The sequence below is a fragment of the Nonomuraea sp. NPDC050733 genome (assembly GCF_040654215.1).
Taxonomy (GTDB): domain Bacteria; phylum Actinomycetota; class Actinomycetes; order Streptosporangiales; family Streptosporangiaceae; genus Nonomuraea.
Genome location: NZ_JBFAHO010000006.1, coordinates 47,714 through 66,460 on the forward strand (window position 1 = coordinate 47,714; position 18,747 = coordinate 66,460).

The following is an 18,747-nucleotide window of genomic DNA, read 5'->3' on the forward strand; positions in this document are numbered from 1 at the left end:
CCCGCGGCGCTTCGGCCCGCTGGACGCTTCGGTTCGCTGACGCTTGGCTCGCGGCGCTTCGGCCCGCTGGCGCTTCGGCTGGTGACGCTTCGGCCCGCTGACGTGCTGACGCTTCGCCCGAGGCCGCCGTATGCGGTACGCCCTCCCGGACGCCCCCTCCCGTGCGGTTGGGGACGTCCGAGCGCCGCGGCGGCGGGCGTCGGGCAGGGCGGCACCCGGCGGGAGTCAGGGCACCCGGGGGTTGCCCGCCCGAGACGCCGAGGATCAGCGGCGCGGGTCGCGTTCCAGGACCGGGCGGGTCAGGACGGGTCGGTGGACAGGCGTTGGAGGGCGGCGCGGGGGACGGCCGGGTCGGTGGTGCGCCAGAACGGCGGCAGCGAGCCCAGCAGGAAGCCGCTGTAGCGGGCCGTGGCCAGCCGGGGGTCGAGCACCGCGATGACGCCCTTGTCGTTCTGCGAGCGCAGCAGCCGGCCCGTGCCCTGGGCCAGCAGCAGGGCGGCGTGGGTGGCGGCGACCGTCATGAACCCGTTGCCGCCCTTGGCCGCCACGTGCCGCTGCCGGGCCGAGGTCAGGGGGTCGTCCGGGCGCGGGAACGGCACCCGGTCGATGACCACCAGCCGCAGCGACGGCCCCGGCACGTCCACGCCCTGCCACAGCGACAGCGTGCCGAACAGGCAGGTCGGCTCGTCCTCGGCGAACTGCTTGACCAGCAGCATCGTCGAGTCGTCCCCCTGGCACAGCAGCGGGACGTCCAGCCGGTCGCGCAGCGCCTCGGTGGCGGCCTTCGCGGCCCGCATCGAGGAGAACAGGCCCAGCGTCCGCCCGCCGGCCGCCTCGATGAGCTCGGCGATCTCGTCGACGTACGCCTCGGGAAGGCCGTCGCGGCCCGGCTGGGGGAGGTGCTTGGCGACGTACAGGATGCCCGAGCGCTGGTGGTCGAACGGGGACCCGACGTCGATGCCCCGCCACTCGGCGGCCTTGGCGGCCCGCTTGTCGGCCGCCCCGGAGCCGGTCCCCGAGCCCGCCCCGGAGTCGCCCGCGGATCCCGCCCCGGCGTCCGTGTCGGCCACCGCCGGGGCTGGGGAGGCGCCGGCGCCCGGGCCGGACGCGCTCGGGCCGGCCAGTCCCCACTGGCGGGCCATGCCGTCGAAGGTGCCGCCGAGCGCCAGCGTGGCCGAGGTGAGCACCACCGTGCGGTCGCCGAACAGCCGCTCGCGCAGCATGCCGCCCACACCCAGCGGGGCGACCCGCAGCGTGGGCGGGCGCCGGTCGGTGCCCGCGTCCAGCCAGACCACCTCGGCCCGGTCGGTCTCGGAGGCGTGGCCGTACGCCTCCAGCATCCGCACCGCCGTGTCGTGCACCTCGTCCAGCGCCGTGAACGCGGCCTTGCGCTGACCGGCGCGGTCGGGGTCGTCCTTGTCGCCGCCGCGCGGCCCGAGCGCCGTCAGGCAGCGCGCGGAGGCGTCGCGCACCAGCGCGAGCGTCATCCCGAGCACCTGCGGCAGCTCGTCGACGCGGCCCGCCGGCGCCGCCGCCAGCAGCGCCTTCAGGTCCTCGCCGGCCTCCATGAGCTGGTCGGCGACGGGCTGCTCGATGAGCCGTCCCACCCGTCGTACGGCCAGCATGACGGTGGTGTCCGACAGCTCGCCGGTCACCACCGACGTCACCCGGTCGACCAGCTCGTGGGCCTCGTCGACCACCACGGTGTCGTGCTCGGGCAGCACCGGCAGGTCGCCCATGGCGTCGATGGCCAGCAGCGCGTGGTTGGTGACGACCACGTCAACCTCGCCGGCGCGCGCACGGGCCATCTCGGCGAAGCACTCGGCGCCGCTGGGGCAGCGGCTGGCGCCCAGGCACTCCTGCGCGCTGACGGAGAACTGCCGCCACGCCTGCTCGCTGACGCCCGGCACCAGCTCGTCGCGGTCGCCGGTCTCGGTCTCCTCGGCCCACTCCTGGATGCGCTGCACCATCCGGCCCGTGGCGCTGACCTCGCGCGGGTCGAACAGCTGGTCCTGCTCGTCCTCCTCGGGCCAGCCGGCGGTCGCCTTGTAACGGCACAGGTAGTTGCGACGGCCCTTGAGGATGGCGAACGTCGGCGCGTGCGGGAGCTCCTTGGCCAGCGCCTCGGACAGGCGCGGCAGGTCGCGGTCGACGAGCTGGCGCTGCAGCGCGATGGTGGCCGTGGAGATCACCACGGGCTTGTCGGCGTCCATGGCGTGCCGGATCGACGGGACGAGGTACGCGAGCGACTTGCCGGTGCCCGTGCCGGCCTGGACGGCCAGGTGCTCCTTGTGGTCGATGGCCCGCTGGACCGCCTGGACCATGGTGATCTGGCCCTGCCGCTCGCTCCCTCCGACGGCGCTGACCGCGATGCTGAGCAGTTCGTCCACTGACGGGAGATGGGAGTCCGGCACGGCAGTAAACGCTACCCGCATTCGCGGGTGCCCGGCGCCCAACGCCGTGTGATCGGCCATGCGCATCCCGGCGTTCGCGGGACACACCCGGCGGGGCACGTGGCACACTGAACGACCGGGACGCCAACTGGTCTGCCTTGTGTGACCAGATGGGTCCGGGATAAGGATGAGAAGTCCGGTTAAAGTAGGGTTATCCGGGGTTGAGTGGACGAATAAAGGCTGGTTAAAGCAGTATGTCTGCCATGTCGGAAGTTGTCCCGTTGCCGTCGTTCGGTGAAGTCTTCTTCGATGCCCGGGGTCAGGAGAGGTGCCTCCGGGTCACGTGGCACGAGGGCACACTGGTCCTCAGCCTGTGGCGGGGAGAGATGTGCACCGCCAGCTTCCGCATGCCGATGGAAGACGTAGGACGCCTGCTCGACACCCTCGACGACGGCTTCGCGGAGGCCACCGGCGAGCAGCCGGCGGTGCCCGCCCACGACCCGGGCACCGAGGTGATCCCGGGCACCGGCCAGTACCAGCGCCCCCAGACCCTCCCGCCGGCGCCGGTCCAGCAGCAGCCCGACGAGCGCCCGACGGCCACCCTCTCGCCCAGCGACGTGCTCGTCGCGCGCGGCACGCCGCCCCGCCAGGACAAGCTGGTCGCCTCCTACAGCGATCCGCCCGCCCAGCGCGACCCGTACGGCGACTCCTCCCCGTACGCGGACACCGCCGCCGGCCAGTACGGCGACACGTCACCCGGCCAGTACGGCGACCCCGCGCCCGGTCAGCACGGCGAGCGGGCGCCCTTCACCGGCCCCCAGTACTCCGACCCTCAGTACTCCGACCCGGGCACCGGACGCTCCTACGCCGCCCCGCAGCAGTACGCCGAGCCGCAGCGCTCCGAGCCGTTCACCGGCCCGCAGTACGTCGACGACACCCCGAGCGGCCCCCAGTACAGCCTCGACCCGGACCCCTTCTCCGGCCCGCACCCGGTCGCCGGCGAGCGCGGCTACCAGCTTCCCCGCGAACGCCAGGCGCCCCCGCACTCCACCGACCCGCTCGGCTTCCCGTCGCAGGCGTCCGACCCGTACGCGGCCCGCACCCATGACCGGGCCGCCCAGGACAGGACCGCCCAGGACAGGGCGGCACAGGACCGGTACGCCCAGGACGACCGCGGCTACCAGGGGCGGAGCGCGGGCCAGGCCGCGGACGCCGGAGCCGACCTCGGCGCCGCCGGCCTGGGCACGCCGATGCACGGCATCCCTGGCGCGGGCCGGCCCCGCTCCATGCCGCAGCGGGCCGCCGCCCGGCACACCGACCGCCCGGCGCAGGACCCGTACACCAGCGGCGACTCCTACCGCGTCGGCGACGGGTACGCGTCGCTGGACCGCCCGTCCCAGGACTACCAGGCCCAGGACTACCAGGCACAGGACTATCCGGCACAGGACAGCCGCCGGCAGGACCACCGTGCGCAGGACTACCGCCGGCAGGACTACCAGGCCCAGGACCACCAGGCGCAGGACTACCAGGCGCAGGACCACCGGCAGCAGGACTACCCGGCACAGCACAACGGGGCCCGCGACTACTTCAGCCAGGACCACCCGGTCTACCCCCCGCCCCCCGCCAACCCGGTGGACCCCCTGCTCGCCCTCGGCACCCCGGAGCCCGGCGGGCAGTACCGGCAGCAGCCGGACGGCCAGCCGCTGTCGCGCCCGTACGTCGGTGACCCCATGTTCTCCACGGGCGAGCGCCTGCGTCCCGACCAGCAGTACGACGACCGGGACGACCGCCGCGACTGGTGACGGGCGGCCGCCCGGCGGGTGACCCGCGGCTCGGCCGTTCGCGAGGGCACGGCATGATGGATGCCGATGCCTTCCCCCCGCGTTCCCGTGGCGGGAAGGCCGTCGCCGCGCGGGGCGAGGACAGTGCCCCGGACCCCGTTGCCGAGGAGGGCCTGAAGTGTCCCATCGTCCCGCGACCTCCCCTGGCCGAGCCCGGTGAACGCGGCCACGGGACTCCAGCTGCTCCTCATGGCCGGCGGAGCGGTGGCCGTGGCCGCCGTGGCGCGGCGCAAGGGCTGGCCGGCGCCGCTGCTGCTGGTGGCGGCCGGGCTGATTGTCTCGCCGGTGGTCCCGGCCGTGCCGCTGGACCCCGAGCTGGTGCTGTTCGTGTTCCTGCCGCCGCTGCTCTACTCGGCCGCGCTGGACAGCTCGTACCTGCGGCTGCGCGACGTGCGGCGGTCGGTGGCGCTGCTGTCGGTGGGCCTGGTGCTGGCCACGATGGCCGCCGTCGGGCTGGTCGTGCACCTGCTGCTGCCCGAGCTGCCGCTGGCGGCGGCGTTCGCGCTGGGCGCGATCGTCGCGCCGCCCGACGCGGTGGCGGCGGTGGCCGTGGGCCGGCGGCTGGGCCTGCCGCGCCGGCCGCTGACGATCCTCGTCGGCGAGAGCCTGTTCAACGACGCGACCGCCCTGACCGCCTACCGGGTGGCCATCGGCGCGGCCGTGGGCGGCACCGTGGACCTGGCGGTGGCGGCCGGCGAGTTCCTGTACGCGGCGGTGGCCGGGGTGGGGATCGGGCTGGCGCTGGCGTTCGTGTTCGCCTGGGTGTTCCGGCACACCCGCGACTCGCTGGTCGAGAACACGCTCATGCTGCTCATCCCGTTCGCCGCCTATCTCACCGCGGAGTCGGTCCACGCCTCGGGCGTGATCTCCGTGGTGATCGTCGGCCTCTACCTGGGCAACCAGATGCACCTGCGCGGGTTCGGCACGCGGCTGGTGTCGGCGTCGGTGTGGAAGGTGACGGACTTCTTCCTGGAGACGGTCGTGTTCACGCTGATCGGCCTCCAGCTCGTGACGGTGGTGCGAGGCGTCAGCGGCTACGGCGCCGGTGAGCTGGTGCTGTACGCGGTCGTGGTGTTCCTGACCACGGTGCTGGTGCGCTTCGCCTGGATGCTGCCCGCGGCGTACGTGCCGAGGCTGCTGGGGCGGGGCGAGGGCACCCTGCCGACGCCGCAGGTGGTGATCGTGGGCTGGGCCGGCATGCGGGGCGTGGTGTCGCTGGCCGCGGCGTTCTCCATCCCCGCCGACGTGCCGGGCCGGACGATGCTGCTGTTCCTGACGTTCACCACCGTGATCGGCACGCTGCTGGTGCAGGGGCTGTCGTTCCCGGCGCTGATCCGGCGGCTGCGCGTGTCCAGCGAGGAGGAGCGCTACCAGGACACGCTGGCCGAGGCCAGCGCCCAGCAGGCGGCGCTCACGGCGGGCCTGGCGGCGCTCGACCGGGCCGTGGAGGGCGACGGCGAGCCCGACGAGATCAAGAAGCAGGTCATCGACCAGCTCAAGGAGAAGTCGTGGCGGCGCTCGCTGAGTGCCTGGGAGCGGCTGGGCGGCGGCACGGCGCAGGGCGGCGCGGAGACGCCGAGCACGCTCTATCGCCGCCTGCGCCGCGACATGCTGCAGGCGGAGCGGGAGGTGTTCGTCCGGCTGCGCGACGAGCGCAGCCTGGACGACGAGGTGATGCGTGAGGTGATGGCCCAGCTCGACTTCGAGGAGGCCCTCCTGGAGCGTTAGCTAGCCCATCTGGTTGTCGACGTAGCACCACCGCCACTGCTCGCCCGGCTCGAACGACTGGACCACCGGGTGGGTCAGCTCGTGGAAGTGCTTGGTCGCGTGCTTGCCGGGCGAGGAGTCGCAGCAGCCGATGTGCCCGCATTCGAGGCACCGGCGCAGGTGCACCCACCGCCCGCCCTCGGCCAGGCACTCCTCGCACCCGTCCGGGGTGTTGGCCGCCGGGTCCCCGGCGTGGGAAAGATGTTCACATGTTGCCATAGGGGAAATCCTAGAACTCCACTCTTGTTTTCCTGCCCCCGCACCCCTTGCTGAGGACGGGGCGACGGTGGACATTGTGCACATCGCCGATGTGCCGGTGGACCTCGTGCACATCGCGGATGCGACGCGGACCGCTGTCCCGAGGGAGCCCCCGTGCTGGAGGTGCGCAATCTCGAGGTCGTCTACGACGACGTGATGCTCGTCCTGCGGGGTGTGAGCCTGCGCGTCCCGCCCGGCTCGATCGTCGCGCTGCTCGGCGCGAACGGGGCCGGCAAGACCACCCTGCTGCGCGCCGTGTCGGGGCTGCTGGGCGTCCACGACGGCGAGGTGGTCAAGGGCTCGGTCACGCTGGAGGGCGAGCCGCTGCACCGCCTGCGTCCCGCCCAGATCGTCCGGCGGGGCGTCAGCCAGGTCATGGAGGGCCGGCGCATCCTGGGCGAGCTGACCGTCGAGGAGAACCTCAGGGCCGGCGGCCACACCGCCCGCGTCTCCCACCTGGACCGGGTCTACGACCTGTTCCCGGTGCTGCGCGAGCGGCGCTCGGCCACGGCCGGCTACCTGTCGGGCGGCGAGCAGCAGATGCTCGCGATCGGCCGCGCGCTCATGGCGGGCCCCCGCTACCTGCTGCTGGACGAGCCGAGCCTGGGCCTGGCCCCGGCGCTGGTGGCGCAGGTGCGCGACCTGGTCGTCGAGATCAACCGGCAGGGCACCACGGTGCTGCTGGTGGAGCAGAACGCCCGGATGGCGCTGTCCATCGCCACCCACGGCTACGTCATGGAGACCGGGAAGATCGTCATGGACCGGCCGGCGGGCGAGCTGCTGGCCGACGACGACATCAAGGAGTTCTACCTCGGGGCCGTCCGCTCCTTCCGCGACGTCAAGCACTACAAGCGCAGGAAGCGGTGGCTGTCGTGAGCGGCCCGCGGACGGGCGGGGCCGGGCCGGTGCTCACCGTCGAGGACGTCCATCTGAGCTTCGCCGGCGTCACGGCCATCGACGGCGTCACCTTCGACGTGCGCCCGGCCGAGCTGCTCGCGGTCATCGGCCCGAACGGCGCCGGCAAGACATCGGTGTTCAACGTGCTGTCCGGGGTGTACCGGCCGCAGCGGGGCCGGGTCACGTTCCTCGGCGAGGACCTGCTGGCGCGCCGGCCGCACCGGATCGCCGCGATGGGCATGGCGCGCACGTTCCAGAACGTGGAGCTGTTCCACAACCTGACCGTCCTGGACAACCTGATGCTCGGGCGCCACCACCACTTCCGTTACGGCGCGGCGGCGGCCGTCCTGTGGCTGGGCCGGGCGCGCCGGGCCGAGCTGGCGGCCCGCGCCCGGGTCGAGGAGATCGTCGACTTCCTGGAGCTGGAGCCGTGGCGCCGCCATCCCGTGCGGCTGCTGCCGTACGGGGTGCAGAAACGCGTCGAGCTGGGCCGGGCGCTGGCCATGGAGCCGCGCCTGCTGCTGCTGGACGAGCCGGTGGCCGGGATGAACCTGGAGGAGACCGAGGACATGGCGCGGTTCGTCCTGGACGTGCGCGACGAGCTGGGCGTGCCCATCGTGATGGTGGAGCACGACATGGGCCTGGTCATGGACCTGGCCGACCGGGTGCTGGTGCTGGACTTCGGCCGGCCCGTCGCGCTCGGCGCCCCGGCCGAGGTGCGCCGCGACCCCGCCGTCATCCAGGCGTACCTCGGCGGGGCGTACCCGGGAGGGACGGCATGACGGCCACGATCGTGACCAGGGTGCGCGAGCGCGCCCGCTCCGCCCCGGACGCGGTCGCCCTGCGGCACAAGGACCTCGGCGTCTGGCGCGAGGTCACCTGGGCCGGCTACTGGGACCGGGCGGAGCTGGTCGCGCACGCGCTGCTGGCGCTCGGCGTGGAGCCGGGCGACCGGGTGGCCGTCCACTCCGAGAACCGCCCGGAATGGCTCTACACCGACCTCGGCGCCGTCGCCGTGCGGGCGGTCACCGTCGGGCTCTACCCAGCCAACCCGGCCGGCGAGGTGGCCCACCTGCTGTCCGACTCCGGCGCCCGCGTCCTGGTCGCCGAGGACCAGGAGCAGGTGGACAAGGCGCTGGCCGTCCTCGGCGGCTGCCCCGAGCTGCGGCACGTCGTCTACCTGGAGCCGCGCGGCATCCGCGGCCGCTACGACGACCCGCGGCTGATGGGCTGGCCCGAGCTGCTCGCCCTCGGCGCGCGGCACCGCGCCGAACATCCCGGCGCGGTGGCGGAGCGCATGGCCGCCGCCGAGCCCGGCGACGTGATGACGCTCGTCTACACCTCCGGCACGACCGGGCCGCCCAAGGGCGTCATGCTCACGGTCCGCAACGTCGAGTTCGCCGTGGAGACGCTGGTCACGGGCGGCGGTTTCACCTTCCCGCCGCCCTCCGAGCGCGACCTGGTCCTGTCGTACCTGCCGCTGTGCCACGTGGCCGAGCGGGCGTTCACCGTCTGGTTCAACGCGGCCTGCGGCGTGCAGGTGAACTTCGCCGAGTCCCCCGAGACCGTCCAGTCCAACCTGCGCGAGGTGCAGCCGACGATCCTGTTCGGCGTGCCGCGCAGCTGGGAGAAGACGCTGGCCCAGATCGACATCCGCCGCGCCTCGGCCACCCCGCTCAAGCGGGCCGTCGCCGGCTTCTGGCTGCGGGTGGCCGACCGGCTGGGCGCGGCGCTGGCCCGTACCGGCGGCCGGCACACGCCCGCCACCAGGCTGGCGTACGCGGCCGGGTGGGTGTGCTGCTACCGGGCGCTGCGCGAGCGGTTCGGCATGCGCCACGTCCGGTACGCCGCCTCCGGGACCGCCCCCATCGCGCCCTCCGTGCTCAGGTTCTTCATGGGCGTCGGCGTGCCCATGCACGAGCTGTACGGCATGAGCGAGAACACCGCCGTCGCCACCGCCAACCGCCCCGGCCGGGTCCGGCCCGGCACCGTCGGCGAGCCGCACCCCGGGGTCGAGCTGCGCATCGACGAGGCCACGGGCGAGATCCTCACCCGGCACCCCGGGACGTTCGCCGGCTACTGGGGCGACCCGGCGGCCACCGCGGCCGTCCTCGGGCCGGACGGCTGGCTGCGGACCGGCGACGTGGGCGAGCTGGTGGACGGCACCCACCTGCGGATCACCGACCGGCTGAAGGACATCATCATCACCGCGGGCGGCAAGAACGTCGCGCCCAGCGAGATCGAGAACGCGCTGAAGGCGTCGCCGTACGTCAAGGAGGCGGTCGTCGTCGGCGACCGGCGGCCGTACCTGGTCGCGCTCGTCGGCATCGAGCCCGACACGGTGGGGGAGTGGGCGCGGCGGCGCGGCGTCGCCTACACCACCTACCGCGACCTGTCGGAGCGGCCGGAGACCCGCGAGCTGGTCCAGCGGGTCGTGGACGACGTCAACGCCCGCCTGGCCCGCCCCGAGCAGGTGAAGCGCTTCGCGTTCCTGCCCAAGGAGCTCGACCACGAGGACGGCGAGCTGACCGCCACCCGCAAGGTCCGGCGCGCCGCCGTGGCCGAGCGGTTCGAGGACCTGGTCGAAGGGATGTACGCACGGTGAAGGGCCTGCTGGAGAGCGTCATCAGGGGACTGGGCAACGGCTCGGTGTACGCGCTGCTCGCGCTCGGGTTCGTGATCGTCTACAAGGCAACCCGGGTGATCAGCTTCGCCCAGCCGGCGCTGATGCTGGCCGGCGGCGTGGCCGTCAGCTACCTGGCGGGGACGACCGGCTTCTACGCGGCCGTGCCGCTCGCCGCGCTCCTGGTCGCCGGGGTGGCGCTGGGCGTCGAGCGGACGGCGATCAGGCCGATGGTGGGGCGGCCCGTGTTCGTGGTGGCGATCATCACGCTGGGCGTGGACGTGGTCCTGCGGGTCGTGGTCAACGCCTTCATCGGCCGCGACGTCCGCCAGGTGGGCGACCCGTGGGGGTTCGCGCTGGTGGAGCTGGGGCCGCTGGTCGTGCAGCAGCGCTGGCTCGCCATGCTGGCGGTGACGGCGGTGCTCGTCGGGCTGCTGTTCGCCTTCTTCCGCCACACCAGGTACGGGCTGGCGATGCGGGCCGCGGCCCACGACCAGGAGACCGCGCTCGCGCAGGGCATCTCGGTGGGCATGGTGTTCGCGCTGTCGTGGGCGATCGCCGGCTTCCTCGCGGCGGTCGCCGGCGCGTTCGCGGGCACCGGGCAGGGCATCGAGCAGTCGACGTGGGTGATCGCGCTCAAGGCGCTGCCCGCGATCATCGTCGGCGGGCTCGACTCGCTCGGGGGCGCGGTGATCGGGGGGCTGGCCGTCGGGGTGGTGGAGTCGCTGTTCCAGTCGTACCAGGGCGAGTACGCGCCGTGGCTGGGCCAGAACTTCGCCGTCGTCTCACCGTACGTGGTGATGCTGGTGGTCCTGCTGGTCAGGCCGTACGGCCTGCTCGGCACCCGGGAGGTCGAACGAGTATGACGGACACGAGGTCGGGGACGTCGTCCGGCGTCCCCGACATACCGACCGGACGGTTTCGCCGGGTGCGCGGCCGGCCGCTGCTGCGCACCTCCTACGCCCAGGACATGGCGCTGCTGGACACGCCGGCCAAGCGGCTGTGGGCGGGGCTGCTGGTGGTGCTGGCGTTCGCGCTGCCGGTGGTCCTCGCCGACCGGTCGCTGGAGGTGCTGGCCGGGGCGTACGCGCTGGCCATCGGCGCCATCGGGCTGAACATCGTCACCGGGTACGCCGGCCAGGTGTCGCTCGGGCACGCCTTCTTCGTGGCCATCGGCGCCTACACCGCCGCCGCCGTGTCCGCGCCGCCCGGCGGCAGGACCCTCGGGTACGGCCTGTCCGAGATCTGGATCTGGCTGCCCGCGGCCGGGCTCGCCGCCGCGGCGGCCGGGGTGCTCGTCGCGCCGCTCGCCACCCGCCTGCGCGGCCTCTACCTGGCGGTCGTCACGCTCGGCCTGGTCTTCCTCGGCGAGCACGTCTTCAAGGAGTGGAAGGCGCTCACCGGCGGGCCCGGCGTCGGCCGGGAGGCGGCGGTGCCCCGGCTGCTGGGGTACCCGCTGGACCAGGACGGGCCGCTCGGCACCAGGGAGCAGCTCCTCTACCTGCTCATGCTGACGCTGCTCGTGCTCTTCGCGGTCGCGGCGCGCAACCTGGCCCGCTCGCGCGTCGGCCGCGCCTTCGCCGCGATCCGCGACCGCGACATCGCCGCGGCCGTCATGGGGGTGCCGCTGACCCGCTACAAGGTGCTGGCGTTCGGGATCTCCTCCTTCTACGCCGGCTGCGCGGGCGGCCTGCTCCACACCGTCTCCGGGTACGTGGAGCCGGGCTCGTTCAGCCTGCTGCTGTCGGTGCAGTTCATCGCGATGGTGCTGATCGGCGGGGCGGCCACCGTGTCCGGGTCGATCGCGGGGGCCCTGTTCATCTCCCTGCTCCAGCCGCTCACCCGGACGTTGCCCGCCCTGGTGCCGGTCGTCAGCGCCGACACCACGCGCACGCCCAACGTCTTCCAGGTCGAGACCGTGCTCTACGGCCTGCTGATCGTGCTGTTCCTCGTCTTCGAGCCGCGGGGTCTGTCCGGGCTGTGGATCCGGGTCCGCGCCTACTGGAAGTCGTGGCCGTTCTCCTACTAGAGAGGGGTTATTCATGAGAAGTCGCTCAGCAGCGGCGCTCGCCGCGTTGGCGGTCCTCCTGCCGGCCTGCGGCGTCATCCGGGGGGACGACAAGAAGGAGGGCGAGGGCGTCCGGACGCCGGGGGTCACGGCCGAGCCCTGCCGCTCCGCGGTGGACCCCAAGAAGGGGTGCATCTACCTGGGCACCGTCTCCGACCTCACCTCCGGGCCGTTCGCCGCGCTGGCCGTGCCGATCACCGACGCGCAGAAGGCGTTCTGGGCCCGCGTCAACAAGGCGGGCGGGATCGGCGGCAGGTACGAGGTGGACGTCACCACCTACGTCCGCGACAACAAGTACAACCCCGAGGTCCACCGGCAGGTCTACAACGAGATCAAGGACCACGTCCTCGCCCTCTCCCAGACGCTCGGCTCGCCCACCACGGCCGCGATCATCGGCGACCTCAAGGCCGGCAGCGTCCTCGCCGCTCCCGCCTCGTGGACATCGGCCTGGGAGTTCGAGGACGTGATCATCGAGTCCGGCTCGAACTACTGCGTCGAGGCGATGAACTCCGTGGACTACGCCATGGAGGCCCACCGGCCCAGGAGCGTCATGGCCGTCCACCTGGCCGGCGACTACGGCGCCGACGCCGCCGCCGGGGCGAAGATCGCCGCGCGGCGCAACGGCCTGACCTTCACCGACGTCGAGACGCCGTCGGGTGCCACCGAGCAGGGCCGCGCCATCACCGAGATCACCAAGCGCAGGCCCGACCTCGTCATCCTCACCACCGGGCCCGCCGACGCGGCCGCCATCGTGGGCCAGGCCGCCGCGGCCGGCTTCGAGGGCCGTTTCATCGGCACCGGCCCCACCTGGAACCCCGCCCTGCTCAAGTCGCCCGCCGCGCCGGCCCTCAAGGCGCTGTACGAGCAGTCCTCGCCCGGCCGGCCGTGGAACGCCGAGACGCCCGGCCACCGGGCCATGCGGGACGCGCTGCCCGGCGTCACCCCCAACGACGGCTACACCTCCGGCTGGGTGTGGGCGTACCCCATGAAGGCGGCGCTGGAGGCGATGGTGGCCGGCGGCGACGTCAGCCGTCAGGGCCTGCTCGCCGCCGTCAAGAAGCTCAGGACCGTCGACTACGAGGGCATGCTGCCGCCCGAGGCCGGGAACTACGCCGACGACCCGAACACGGCCACCTTCCGCCAGACACTCGTCAACCGGCTCGACGACAAGGCGCCGACCGGCGTGACCACCGTCAAGGACCTCTACGTCGGCCCCACCGCCAGGGCGTACACCTTCGACGGTCCCTGTTACGCCAAGCTGTGAGTCCGGCCGCGGCGGGAGAGCGTTGGGTAGGGTCACCGGTATGAGCCCCCTCAAGACCCGGTTCGCGTCCCTCGCCGCCGTCGCCGCCCTCGTCGTCACCGCGGGTTGCGCCGAGGTCAACTCGACGATCGACAAGACCCAGGCGTGCCTGGAGGCCCCCAAGATCGTCGCCGACCTGGGCACCCAGATCGGCAAGCTCAAGGACGACCCCCAGGCGATGGACAAGGCCCTCGACGACGCCTCGAAGAAGCTGAACGACGTGGCCGACAAGGCGGCCAACACCACGCTGAAGGAGGCCACCGACGACCTCGCGCGCACGCTGGGCGGCATCGACGTCAAGAACGTGAACGACGCGGTCGACGCCGTCCAGAAGGTCGGCATCGACACGGCCGCCTACCTGGAGAAGGTCGCCAAGGCGTGTAGCTGAGCCGTGCTCCAACCCGCCTTCTCTAGGGGGAATGGGGACGAATTAGCTTCGCAGTATGGAGCCCGATCCGCGTTTCACGCTCGCCAACGAGCGCACCTTCCTGACGTGGCTCAGCACCGCGCTGGCCCTCAGCGCGGGCGGGGTGGCCATGGCCGCGGTGCCGGAGGGCGTCTTCGTGCCGTGGGCGCGCACCCTGCTGGCCATCGTCCTGGTCACCCTGTCCGCGCTGGCCGCCGGCATGGCCTACCCGCGCTGGCGCAACATCCAGCGCGCCCTGCGCAAGCAGGAGCCGCTGCCGCCGCCCGCCCTCGCGGTCGTCTTCGGGTGCGGGGTGACCGCGGTCGCCGTGATCGCCCTGGTCTGCATCGTGGTCGCGGCCTGACATGTCACGCCCTGACCGGTCCTCGGACCCCGCCGATTCCTCGGGTCTCCCGGGGCCCGGCGACATCTGGGACTCGGGGCTGCAGAGCGAGCGCACCCGGCTGGCCTGGGTGCGCACGGCCGTGATGCTGTCCACGGGCGGGCTCGCCGCCGCCGGCCTGGCCCTGCGCCACGGGATGACGCTGCGGCACGCCCTGCCCCTGATGACCGCGACCGGGTTCGCGCTGGCCGCGCTCTGCGGGGGTGTGCTGCTGCTGCGCACCGGCCTGCGGTTCCGGCGCGTGCAGGCGGCGCTGCACGACGGCCGTTCGACCGACGACCGGGTGGACGCCCTGCTGGCGTGGGCCGGGACGCTGTGCGCCGTGGCCGGTGCGTTCGCGTTCGTGTTCACTGCGTGATCATCCCAGGTCGGGAGGCTATGGGCGGCTTGCCGGAAACGCCCCTCCGGGATGACACTCGGTCTAGGGGGTGAACCCATGGAAGAACTGCGCAGAGTGGTTCCGTTCGAGTGCCGGCGCTGCTGGCACGTATGGGAAGAGGAGTACCTCGTCAGACACGGCGAGGACCGCCATGGCAACGAACGGGTCGTCTGGATGCAGGGCGGGGTCGCCGTGCCTCCGCCGACGGAGGGCATGATCTGCCCGCGCTGCCACTGCCAGCAGGCCACCACGTTCCCCGAGGGCTACCTCAGGCACCATCCGGAGCTCATTCCGCCTCAGGAGCCGGCTCGGCCCGACGACACGCCGCTGCTCAGCCCGGTCCCCAAACGGCCGCGCTACTGACGGGCTCCTCCGCCTCCGGGGACGGCGGCCCGTCGCCGTCCCCGGAGGCGGAGACCACATGAATCCGGCTCATGTCACGTGACAGCAGGTGAGCATTTCCTGGCCTCTGGTGTCATAAGCCGCGTCTTGCCGCAGCGTGCGCGCGTGCCCGAGACTCGACCTGGCGCCCGCGCTCTCATCGGGACCCCTGGCGGCGGCGCCGTCGCGTCCGCCGCCTGGCGAGGGAGGCACCGTGGCGCGCGCGGGCGCCCTCGCCGTCGCCATGTCAGGGCTCCACGTCGCGGGCCTCATGTCGCGGGCTCCACGTCGCGGGCCCCGGCCGGTCAGCTCAGGCTCTCCAGCCACGCCCGGTGCAGCCCGGCGAAGCGGCCCGACGCGGCGATGAGCCGGTCCGGCGGCCCGTCCTCGACGATCTCGCCCCGCTCCATCACCAGCACCCGGTCGGCGATCTCGACGGTCGAGAGCCGGTGCGCGATGATCAGCGCGGTCCGGTCGGCCAGGATGGTGCGCAGCGCCCGCTGCACCAGGCGCTCACTGGGCACGTCCAGGCTGGAGGTCGCCTCGTCCAGGATGAGCACCGCCGGGTCGGCGAGGAAGGCCCGGGCGAACGCCACGAGCTGCCGCTGACCCGCCGACATCCGGCCGCCCCGCTTGCCCACCTCGGTGTCGTAGCCCTCGGGCAGTGCCGAGATGAAGTCGTGGGCGCCGATGGCCCGCGCCGCCTCGCGTACCTGCCGGTCGGTGGCCTCGGGCCGGCCGAACCTGATGTTGTCGGCGACAGTGCCGCTGAACAGGAAGTTCTCCTGCGTCACCATGACGACGGCCGAGCGCAGCGTCGGCTCGTCCAGCCGGCGCAGGTCCACGCCGTCGAGCAGCACCTGGCCGCCGGTCGGGTCGTAGAAGCGGGAGATGAGCTTGGCCAGGGTCGTCTTGCCCGCGCCGGTCGCGCCGACCAGCGCCACGCTCTGACCCGCGGGGATGGTCAGGTCGAGCTGCGGCAGGATCGGCATCTCCTCGACGTAGGCGAACCTGACGTGCTCGAAGCGCACCTCGCCGCGCGCCTCGGCCAGCGGCTCCGGGTCGCGCGGCTCCGGCACGCCCGGCTCCTCCTCCAGCACGCCCGACAGCTTCTCCAGCGCCGCGCCCGCCGACTGGAGCGTGTTGTAGAACTGGCTGATCTCCTGCATCGGCTCGTAGAACTGGCGCAGGTACAGCAGGAACGCGGCCAGCACGCCGACCGTGACCTCGCCGTGCAGCGCCAGCCAGCCGCCGTAGAGCAGCACGCCGCCCACGGTCAGGTTGCCGATGAGCTTGATGCCCGGCATGAACACCGCGATGAGCTGCATGCTGCGGGCGTTGGCGTCGCGGTAGTCGTCGTTGAGCTTGGTGAAGATCTCCTGGTTGCGCGGCTCGCGGCGGAACGCCTGCACCGCCCGGATGCCGGTCATCGACTCCACGAAGTGGACGATCACCAGCGCCACGGTCTCGCGGGTGCGCCGGTACACGATCGCCGACTGGCGGCGGAACCAGCGGGTGAACAGCAGCAGCAGGGGCAGCGGCAGCAGCGCCACCAGGCCGAGGTGCACGTCCAGCACCACCAGCAGCACGGCCGTGCCGAACAGGGTGAGGACCGCGGTGACCAGGCTGTCGAAGCCCGACTGGAGCAGCTCGGCGATGGCCTCGATGTCGGAGGTCAGCCGGGAGATCACCCGGCCGGAGGTGTACTTCTCGTGGAAGCTCAGCGACAGCCGCTGGAAGTGGTCGAACACCCGCCTGCGCAGCTCCAGCAGGATGCCTTGCCCGATCTTGCCGGACAGCTGCAGGAACGCCTGCCGGGTGAGCGCCTGCGTGACCGCCGCGGCCAGGATCACGCCGATGACGGTCAGCAGCGTGCCGGAGCCGGTGCCCTTGAGCATCGGCGGGATGCCGGCGTCGATGCCCACCTTCACCAGGTACGGGATGGCCAGGCCGCACAGGTTGGAGACGACGATGATGCCGGTGAGCAGCGCGATCGCCCTGCGGTGGGGCGACAGCAGGCCGCCGAGCAGCCGGCGCGAGCGGGCGCGCAGCAGCACCGACACCTTCTCGGACAGCTCGTCCTGGTCCTCGGAGGCGACCCCGCGCCAGTCGGCCCCCTTGGATTCCGGAGGCTCCGCAGGCTCGGAGGAGGTCGGAGTGGTCGCCGGACCGGTCGCCGGGGCGGTCATCGCAGGGCTCCTTCAGACGGGTCGAGGTCGGCGTCCTGGGCCAGCAGCTCGCGGTAGGCGGGCACCTCGGCCAGCAGCTCGTGGTGCCGGCCGACGTGCGTGATCGTGCCGCCCGACAGCAGCGCGACCTTGTCGGCCAGCAGCACGGTCGAGGCGCGGTGCGCGACCACGATGCCGGTCGCGTCGCGCAGCACGTGCCGCAGCGCCTGCTCCACCAGCGCCTCCGTCTCGACGTCCAGCGCCGAGAGCGTGTCGTCGAGCACGAGGATCCGCGGCCTGCTCAGCACGGCCCTGGCCAGCGCGAGCCGCTGCCGCTGCCCGCCGGACAGCGACATGCCCTGCTCGCCGATGCGGGTGTCGAGGCCCCACGGCAGGTCGTGGACGAACATGGCCTGCGCCGTGCGGATGGCGTCCTCAAGCTCCTCCTCGGTGGCGTCGTGGCGGCCGAGCGTGAGGTTCTCGCGCACGCTCATCGAGAACAGCGTCGGCTCCTCGAAGGCCGTGGCGACCACCTGGCGCAGCGTGGGCAGCGTCAGGTCGCGCACGTCGTGGCCGTCGATGGTCACGCGTCCCCCGGTCGGGTCGATAAGCCGAGGCACCATCGCGGTCAGCGTGGTCTTGCCGGAGCCGGTGGCGCCGACGATCGCGACGGTCTCACCGGGCCGCACCTCCAGCCAGACGTCGCGCAGCACCGGCTGCTCGGCGCCGGGGAAGCGGAACTCGACGCCCTCGAACCGCAGGTGGCCGCGCGGGTTCTCGATCACCCGCGCGCCGCCCTCGATGGCCGGCTTCGTGTCCATGACCTCCATGACGCGGTCGGCGGAGGTCATCGACTCCTGCGCCATCGCGAGGATGTAGCCGAGGCTGGCGATCGGCCAGACGAGCTGGAGCATCATCGTGGTGAAGGCGACCAGCGTGCCCAGCGTCAGCGCGCCCGAGCCCACGGCCAGCGCGCCCAGCAGCAGCACCAGGGCCAGCGTGAAGTTCGGGATCACCTCCAGGAAGGTGAAGAACCGGGCCGACAGCCGCACCTTGTCCATCGAGGTGCCGTACACCTTGAGCGCGGCGTCGTCGTAGCGGTCGTAGACGTGGTGGCGGCGGCCGAACGCCTTGATCGTCCGGATGCCGATGGCCGACTCCTCGACGAGCGTGGCCAGGTCGCCCTGCTCGTCCTGCACCTGGCGGGAGATCTTGATGTAGCGCTTCTCGAAGCGGTTCGACACCAGCACGATCGGAACGGCGGAGGCGGCGACGAGGAGCCCCAGCGGCCAGTACATGTTCAGCAGCAGCACCGTGACGGTGATGAGCTGAAGGATGTTCATGACCAGGAACAGCATGCCGAAGCCGAGGAAGCGGCGGATCGTCGACAGGTCGGTGGTGGCGCGGGACAGGAGCTGACCCGACTGCCATTCGCCGTGGAAGGCCATCGGCAGGCGCTGCAGGTGCGCGTACAGGTCGTCGCGGATGCGGGTCTCCAGGCCGAGCACGGGACCGATCTGGGTCCAGCGCCGCAGGAAGATCAGCAGCGCCTCGGCCGCGCCGACGCCCAGCGCGAGCAGGCCGAGGGGGAGCAGGGCGCCGGAGTCGCCGCTGAGCACGGGGCCGTCGACGACCTCCTTGCCGATGAGCGGCAGCGTGATGCTGGCGGCGATCGACAGGACCGCGACGAGCCAGATGAACACCAGCTTGACGACGTACGGGCGGAGGTAGGACTTCATCCGCCACAGGGCGTGGGACGACAGGGCCGGGAGTGAGAAGGGCAGCGGACGGCGGGGTGAGCGTGTATCGGGAGGCATCCCTACCAGGCTAATAGGTGGGATCAACCCATTTTCGGTCCGC

General features: G+C 72.6%; 16 protein-coding genes. 12 read left to right on the forward strand and 4 right to left on the reverse strand.

From position 1 onward, the window contains the following. Positions 1-299: 299 nt before the first annotated feature. The gene (locus tag AB0H64_RS13740) at positions 300-2,435 is read right to left on the reverse strand and encodes an ATP-dependent DNA helicase (RefSeq protein ID WP_357623636.1); all 2,136 of its coding nucleotides are present in this window, start codon (positions 2,433-2,435) and stop codon (positions 300-302) included. 371 nt (positions 2,436-2,806) lie between these two features. Between AB0H64_RS13740 and AB0H64_RS13745 the strand changes: the two genes are divergently transcribed. Then, positions 2,807-4,195, forward strand: a complete 1,389-nt coding sequence (locus AB0H64_RS13745) for a hypothetical protein (protein ID WP_357623637.1) — start codon at positions 2,807-2,809, stop codon at positions 4,193-4,195. Positions 4,196-4,390: 195 nt separating this feature from the next. Continuing rightward, a complete protein-coding gene (locus tag AB0H64_RS13750; RefSeq protein WP_357623639.1) occupies positions 4,391-5,962 on the forward strand; it encodes a Na+/H+ antiporter in 1,572 nt (523 codons plus the stop codon). On the opposite strand, the gene AB0H64_RS13755 is transcribed toward AB0H64_RS13750, so the two are convergent. Continuing rightward, positions 5,963-6,220, reverse strand: a complete 258-nt coding sequence (locus tag AB0H64_RS13755; RefSeq protein ID WP_357623641.1) for a UBP-type zinc finger domain-containing protein — start codon at positions 6,218-6,220, stop codon at positions 5,963-5,965. Positions 6,221-6,373: 153 nt separating this feature from the next. On the opposite strand from AB0H64_RS13755, the gene AB0H64_RS13760 reads away from it, so the two are divergent. The 10 genes from AB0H64_RS13760 to AB0H64_RS13805 all read left to right on the forward strand — a co-directional run bounded on the left by AB0H64_RS13760 (position 6,374) and on the right by AB0H64_RS13805 (position 14,701). After that, positions 6,374-7,135: an ABC transporter ATP-binding protein gene (locus AB0H64_RS13760; RefSeq protein ID WP_357623643.1), complete on the forward strand. Its 762-nt coding sequence runs from the start codon at positions 6,374-6,376 to the stop codon at positions 7,133-7,135. Beyond that, positions 7,132-7,938, forward strand: a complete 807-nt coding sequence (locus tag AB0H64_RS13765) for an ABC transporter ATP-binding protein (protein ID WP_357623644.1) — start codon at positions 7,132-7,134, stop codon at positions 7,936-7,938. The genes AB0H64_RS13760 and AB0H64_RS13765 overlap by 4 nt, the downstream gene beginning before the upstream one ends. Then, complete coding sequence (locus AB0H64_RS13770; protein ID WP_357623646.1) at positions 7,935-9,761, forward strand: AMP-binding protein; 1,827 nt, start codon at positions 7,935-7,937, stop codon at positions 9,759-9,761. Before AB0H64_RS13765 ends, AB0H64_RS13770 begins: the two co-directional genes overlap by 4 nt. Beyond that, on the forward strand, positions 9,758-10,645 hold the full coding sequence (locus AB0H64_RS13775) for a branched-chain amino acid ABC transporter permease (protein WP_357623648.1): 888 nt from the start codon (positions 9,758-9,760) through the stop codon (positions 10,643-10,645). Before AB0H64_RS13770 ends, AB0H64_RS13775 begins: the two co-directional genes overlap by 4 nt. Then, positions 10,642-11,808 (forward strand): branched-chain amino acid ABC transporter permease, encoded by a 1,167-nt coding sequence (locus AB0H64_RS13780; RefSeq protein ID WP_357623649.1) that lies wholly within the window; start codon positions 10,642-10,644, stop codon positions 11,806-11,808. Before AB0H64_RS13775 ends, AB0H64_RS13780 begins: the two co-directional genes overlap by 4 nt. A 13-nt stretch (positions 11,809-11,821) precedes the next feature. Then, positions 11,822-13,111, forward strand: a complete 1,290-nt coding sequence (locus tag AB0H64_RS13785; RefSeq protein WP_357623651.1) for an ABC transporter substrate-binding protein — start codon at positions 11,822-11,824, stop codon at positions 13,109-13,111. A gap of 40 nt (positions 13,112-13,151) precedes the next feature. After that, complete coding sequence (locus AB0H64_RS13790) at positions 13,152-13,538, forward strand: hypothetical protein (RefSeq protein WP_357623653.1); 387 nt, start codon at positions 13,152-13,154, stop codon at positions 13,536-13,538. A 55-nt stretch (positions 13,539-13,593) separates the two neighbouring features. Beyond that, positions 13,594-13,920: a DUF202 domain-containing protein gene (locus AB0H64_RS13795; RefSeq protein WP_310712647.1), complete on the forward strand. Its 327-nt coding sequence runs from the start codon at positions 13,594-13,596 to the stop codon at positions 13,918-13,920. Between the two features lies 1 nt (position 13,921). After that, a complete protein-coding gene (locus AB0H64_RS13800) occupies positions 13,922-14,317 on the forward strand; it encodes a DUF202 domain-containing protein (protein ID WP_357623655.1) in 396 nt (131 codons plus the stop codon). A 78-nt stretch (positions 14,318-14,395) separates the two neighbouring features. Beyond that, positions 14,396-14,701, forward strand: a complete 306-nt coding sequence (locus tag AB0H64_RS13805; RefSeq protein WP_357623656.1) for a hypothetical protein — start codon at positions 14,396-14,398, stop codon at positions 14,699-14,701. Positions 14,702-15,024: 323 nt separating this feature from the next. Here the strand turns inward: AB0H64_RS13805 and AB0H64_RS13810 are convergent, their stop codons facing one another. Further along, on the reverse strand, positions 15,025-16,908 hold the full coding sequence (locus AB0H64_RS13810) for an ABC transporter ATP-binding protein (protein ID WP_357623657.1): 1,884 nt from the start codon (positions 16,906-16,908) through the stop codon (positions 15,025-15,027). Next, positions 16,905-18,626 (reverse strand): ABC transporter ATP-binding protein, encoded by a 1,722-nt coding sequence (locus AB0H64_RS13815; RefSeq protein WP_357623659.1) that lies wholly within the window; start codon positions 18,624-18,626, stop codon positions 16,905-16,907. Before AB0H64_RS13815 ends, AB0H64_RS13810 begins: the two co-directional genes overlap by 4 nt. Positions 18,627-18,747 lie beyond the last annotated feature (121 nt).

Excerpts from the sequence above, each read along its gene's own strand:
- AB0H64_RS13755 (WP_357623641.1), bottom strand. The coding sequence starts at position 6,220 with ATGGCAACATGTGAACATCTTTCCCACGCCGGGGACCCGGCGGCCAAC.
- AB0H64_RS13805 (WP_357623656.1), top strand. The coding sequence starts at position 14,396 with ATGGAAGAACTGCGCAGAGTGGTTCCGTTCGAGTGCCGGCGCTGCTGG.
- AB0H64_RS13810 (WP_357623657.1), bottom strand. The coding sequence starts at position 16,908 with ATGACCGCCCCGGCGACCGGTCCGGCGACCACTCCGACCTCCTCCGAG.
- AB0H64_RS13800 (WP_357623655.1), top strand. The coding sequence starts at position 13,922 with ATGTCACGCCCTGACCGGTCCTCGGACCCCGCCGATTCCTCGGGTCTC.
- AB0H64_RS13785 (WP_357623651.1), top strand. The coding sequence starts at position 11,822 with ATGAGAAGTCGCTCAGCAGCGGCGCTCGCCGCGTTGGCGGTCCTCCTG.
- AB0H64_RS13795 (WP_310712647.1), top strand. The coding sequence starts at position 13,594 with ATGGAGCCCGATCCGCGTTTCACGCTCGCCAACGAGCGCACCTTCCTG.
- AB0H64_RS13790 (WP_357623653.1), top strand. The coding sequence starts at position 13,152 with ATGAGCCCCCTCAAGACCCGGTTCGCGTCCCTCGCCGCCGTCGCCGCC.
- AB0H64_RS13780 (WP_357623649.1), top strand. The coding sequence starts at position 10,642 with ATGACGGACACGAGGTCGGGGACGTCGTCCGGCGTCCCCGACATACCG.
- AB0H64_RS13745 (WP_357623637.1), top strand. The coding sequence starts at position 2,807 with ATGGAAGACGTAGGACGCCTGCTCGACACCCTCGACGACGGCTTCGCG.
- AB0H64_RS13770 (WP_357623646.1), top strand. The coding sequence starts at position 7,935 with ATGACGGCCACGATCGTGACCAGGGTGCGCGAGCGCGCCCGCTCCGCC.
- AB0H64_RS13740 (WP_357623636.1), bottom strand. The coding sequence starts at position 2,435 with ATGCGGGTAGCGTTTACTGCCGTGCCGGACTCCCATCTCCCGTCAGTG.
- AB0H64_RS13815 (WP_357623659.1), bottom strand. The coding sequence starts at position 18,626 with ATGAAGTCCTACCTCCGCCCGTACGTCGTCAAGCTGGTGTTCATCTGG.